The organism is Stieleria sedimenti (genome assembly GCF_025060895.1).
GTDB lineage: Bacteria > Planctomycetota > Planctomycetia > Pirellulales > Pirellulaceae > Stieleria > Stieleria sedimenti.
The window spans coordinates 62,234-66,485 of the sequence record NZ_JANZKV010000079.1 but is presented as its reverse complement, the minus strand read 5'-3'; the positions used below and the strand labels follow the sequence as shown (position 1 = coordinate 66,485).

The following is a 4,252-nucleotide window of genomic DNA, read 5'->3' as shown; positions in this document are numbered from 1 at the left end:
AACTTAGCGGTATTGGCCTGCAGGCGATTGCCGCTCGCTGCGACGCTGCGAATGTGGGCGGCTGAAGCCTGTACACCAACACGTCTACCCGTGCCATTCGTACCTGACGGCTTGTCCTGGCCACAGCGAAAGTTTGACACGCCGGGACCAAAGGGTGTTAAACTTTCAGTCTCCTCGCTTCTGTTTCCTCTTGGCGGTGAACTTGCTTGAACGACAAGACGAAAGCTCGACCGATGACGGTCGACGATTTGCAAGATCTGTACGGTGAATTGCGCGGCAGCCGCTCGGCGCCGGCCATCATGGACGCACGAGCTTTTTTTCTCGAGCGACAGTGGGCCGATTCGCATACCAAACTGAACGAAGCCTACGAAAAATACCGCGAAAGCCGACAACGGATCCTTCGCCAGGATCCCGAAAAGGAAGTCGACGCCAAAGCCAAAGATCGTGATCGACAGGTCAGGCGGTTGCAGCGGAAACAAGACAAGGCTCGCGAGATCATTCAAAAATTCGAAACGTATCTCCCGCAATTAGAACGGCTGGCTGAGAAAGAAAGGGCCAAGGAAGTGAGCAAGGTCGCGACGCCCACCGAGTCGCCATCCGAGCAACCCGACGACGACGCTCCCGACGTTCAAGAAACGCCGCCACTATCGCAGGATCGCCAAATCGTCACCAAGGACTCCGTCGACGAAGCTTTCCTGAATCAGTTTTCCGTCCTGATCGGTGACCGACAGCTCGAATTTGTCAGTGGCCGGTTCGATTTTCAACCGTTGACCGATCCCCAGGAGGTCATCTCTGACGCCGTCTATCTGCTTCGCAAGGGCGACCGATGCATGATGATTCATGCCGAGACCCTGTCCGATGACGCGGATTCCGATGACGCGGATTCCGATGACAACGCAAAATTGCTGTGTGTCGACATCGCCAAGGCCAAGAACCGTGTCGAGCTTTCGCCCAATGCCATGGTCCGGCTCAGCCAAAAACGAAAGCTCGTCCTCCTCCTGACCAAACTGGGCTGACGCCCCAATCAATCTGCCTTCCCCTGGCGGAACGCTTCGTTTTCAATGGACACCTAATCCGTAAACGGTGATCGCTCAAACACCACGTCATCGGAAACCCGCGGATCACCGGTCTGTTTGAGCTTCGACATCAGTCGCTCATGCAACACTTCGCGGGTCACGCGATGGTTCACATCCGTCGCCAAGTTGACCATGCAGTGCGGGTCGGCTTGGATGTCGTACAGTTCGAACCTTGGACGTTTGCCCACCGCGAAGTCAAACGCGGTGGGGTCCTGGTCGCGATGCATCACCACCCAAGCTTTGGTGGGACTCGCATCGAGATCGCCGAACGCGCTGAACGTGTTCTCGCGCAGCAACTCCAGCGACGGCATCGGACCGTCTGCTCTGCCGAATCCTGCCGCATCTCCCATCGGCCATCGCTCGGGCTCGAAGTTGATGATGTACAAGTACTGGTCCGTGCGAATCGCTCGTTGCGGGTACGGTTTGTTGCCCTGGCGTGCTTTGGCGACGTGCCGTTCGCGACCGGTGAAGACGGCATCACGCGTCGGGTCGACTTGTCCGCCTTGTTCACTCGCAAAGATGTTCAGCAGTGACTTCGCGGTCATCGCCTCCGGAACACGCTCGCCCGCGGCTTCCAAGAACGTCGGTGCCAGGTCGGGCAGCGAGACGAAGTCGTCGACGACGCGGCCGGGATGTTTGATACCTTGGGGCCAACGGATCGCCAGCGGAACGCTGGTCCCCAAATCGTACAGATTGCATTTGCCGCGGGTGACGCCCGGAATCCCGTGGTCGCCGCTGACCACCAGAATCGTGTTGTCCAATTGTCCGATGCGGCGCAGTTCTTCCAGGATCACGCCCAGCGATGCATCAAACGCCTGGGCTTCTCCCAGGTAATCGGCAAAGTCTTCGCGGACGACGTCGACGTCCGGCAGATACGGCGGCAACTTTCCCTTCAAGTCCTCCGGGTCGATTCCCCACAGTGTCTTGCCGCTACCGGCGATCCACTTTCGGTGACAGTTTGTCGGCCCGAACCAATAGCAAAACGGTGCGTCTCCATCGACCGCGCCGTCACCGTCGGCATCCAAGAACGAACGAACATTGTTGCGGACTTCATCCAGCAACGCCACCTTTCCCGCTTCTGGGTCCTTGGCCTTCATCGCGTTTTGAGAAAACCCGTTGAACTTGCGGCCGTGTTCGTTGAATGACGTGCGTTTGGCTCCATGGGGCGCATCGGCGGGTGATCCCGGCGACCAGACTTTGTAGGTGTGACCGATGCGATAACCGGATTGTTCCAGGATCAGTGGATAGGCGGGATTGGAAAAGTCCCAGATCGCACCCTGCAAGATCGACGCCCGACCGCAGCGCCAAAAGTGCTGACCGGACAACAGCGAGCTGCGACAGGGGGTGCACGACGGCGCACTGACATAAGCCCGGGTAAACAGGATGCCCTCGGAGGCGATTGCGTCGAAGTGGGGCGTCGAGATGACATCGGACGGGCCACCGGGCTGGAGCGTCGCGTACGCGCTGGCGTATTTACCCCAGTCATCGGCAAAGGCCATCACGATGTTCGGCCGCTCGGCGGCGCTACACGACAGCGCGACGCAGCCGATGACCGTCGCCAAAGCGAAGCTGACGATTCGATACATGTTGCAGGTTTGATCCTTAGTCTTTTAGAAACAGATCCGAAAGCGGGAGTTGTAGAGACGGATGGAAGGCTGGGCTCACGGTCGAATGTTGGTCGTGACGCGAGAATTCGATCTTGCGATCGAGACCAGCAAATGCACCTCGAGCAATCATTTGCTCGTACTCGAGGACTGACAATTTTAACGTCGCGCTCATTTGAATTCCTTGAAGACCCCCTCCATTGTAACATCGGTGGGGTGCCCGATTTCAACGCGACCCGGGATTTCGCCATCGACGTGTCGCACGGTGATCGACCGCCCGGGGAAAGCGGCTAAAATCGTATCCGACACGACCCGTTGCACTTTGTCAGCAGAGCGAATCATCCGACATGCCTTGGCCGACGACAAACGGACTGCGAAATCTACGGGGTGCTGAAGCGGGTCTGGTGCGAGGGGCGATCGGGATGATGGTCGATGATCATGTCGCGGAGTTGCGCGACGGCGAGCAAGCGTGGGCATACGGCGTGGAATGGTTCGACCAGTGGGATGCCGGCCAGCGACTGTGGTTACTCGAGCGGGTCACATCGGCGCTGTTGGGCCGTGAAACCATCGAGCCGTCTGCGGCGATGTTTGACGCCACCGTCGACGCCATTTTCTATGAAGTCAACGATTTAGTACGAATGGAGATCGAACAGGATGCGGCCGACGATTCGGAACGTTCTTGGCGACAGAGTGTGATCGATGCGTTGGAATGTCAAACTGATCGCCTATCCATCCTCACCGCCGACGGTGTCGATCAACTGGCATGGCAAACCACGATCACCCAAATTGCCGATGCGATCTTGGGGATTCGGCTGTATCAGCGGGCGGAAGCTTTTCGCGACGCCGACTACGAGAAGACGGAGTCCTTCCTGCGTGATCGAGGATTACCCGAGACCTACCTCACCCTGATCCCACCGCTGCGAACCGTCGATCAAACCCAATGGTCGATCGATCGCATTCAAGCCTACGTGTTTGCATAGATCGAGCAAGATTCTTGACCGGCCCGCCCAGGACCCGTAGGATTGGGCGGTATCAGCATGCCCCGCCCAGGCCGTGAACGATGTACTGCTCTACTACAGAACTCTTTTCCAAACTCGACGTCAGCGTCACTTCAGCAACAAGGAAACTGCATCCCAATGATGACCCTACTCTCCATTGTCTTACTTACGTTCGTTTACGGACTGCTGAACTACCAAGAAGCGAAGATTCCATTCTGGATTGTGACTGCTGGATTTGCACTCAACATCCTTTTGCGGATCGTTGGAACGACACTGGCGGTCAGTGCTTGAATCGAGTGCTTCAGTGAGATCAAAACGCGGTTAGCTCCGCAACGCCGATGAACTGCGTGCAAGTGATTGGTGAAGCGGGCGGTTTTCGGATCGGCAGACCGTTCGGCATGACCCCGACGGAGGTCAAAGCGATTAGCCGGAGGTGAGCGAAGCGACACCTCCGGATATCCGGTCCCCCAACTGCCGCGACCCCGAAGGGTGTCGAAGTCCGGGATCGAGGGGAGAATTGCGTTCATGGTCCGGAGGTGGCGCAGCGCTGACCTCCCAATACCGCTAAGTTAAG

General features: G+C 57.6%; 4 protein-coding genes. 3 read left to right on the top strand and 1 reads right to left on the bottom strand.

What is annotated here, in order from left to right; translation table 11 throughout:
- Positions 1 to 206: 206 nt before the first annotated feature.
- The gene (locus NZK35_RS12110) at positions 207 to 1,016 is read left to right on the top strand and encodes a hypothetical protein (RefSeq protein ID WP_259632795.1); all 810 of its coding nucleotides are present in this window, start codon (positions 207 to 209) and stop codon (positions 1,014 to 1,016) included.
- Between the two features lie 53 nt (positions 1,017 to 1,069).
- On the opposite strand, the gene NZK35_RS12105 is transcribed toward NZK35_RS12110, so the two are convergent.
- Entirely contained in the window at positions 1,070 to 2,662 is a 1,593-nt protein-coding gene (locus NZK35_RS12105; protein WP_259632794.1) for a sulfatase family protein, read from the bottom strand.
- A gap of 365 nt (positions 2,663 to 3,027) precedes the next feature.
- On the opposite strand from NZK35_RS12105, the gene NZK35_RS12100 reads away from it, so the two are divergent.
- Positions 3,028 to 3,660, top strand: coding sequence for a hypothetical protein (locus tag NZK35_RS12100; RefSeq protein WP_259632793.1), 633 nt, complete (start codon positions 3,028 to 3,030; stop codon positions 3,658 to 3,660).
- A 156-nt stretch (positions 3,661 to 3,816) separates the two neighbouring features.
- Positions 3,817 to 3,969 (top strand): hypothetical protein, encoded by a 153-nt coding sequence (locus NZK35_RS12095; RefSeq protein WP_259632792.1) that lies wholly within the window; start codon positions 3,817 to 3,819, stop codon positions 3,967 to 3,969.
- Positions 3,970 to 4,252: the final 283 nt, after the last annotated feature.

Excerpts from the sequence above, each read along its gene's own strand:
- NZK35_RS12105 (WP_259632794.1), bottom strand. The coding sequence starts at position 2,662 with ATGTATCGAATCGTCAGCTTCGCTTTGGCGACGGTCATCGGCTGCGTC.
- NZK35_RS12100 (WP_259632793.1), top strand. The coding sequence starts at position 3,028 with ATGCCTTGGCCGACGACAAACGGACTGCGAAATCTACGGGGTGCTGAA.
- NZK35_RS12095 (WP_259632792.1), top strand. The coding sequence starts at position 3,817 with ATGATGACCCTACTCTCCATTGTCTTACTTACGTTCGTTTACGGACTG.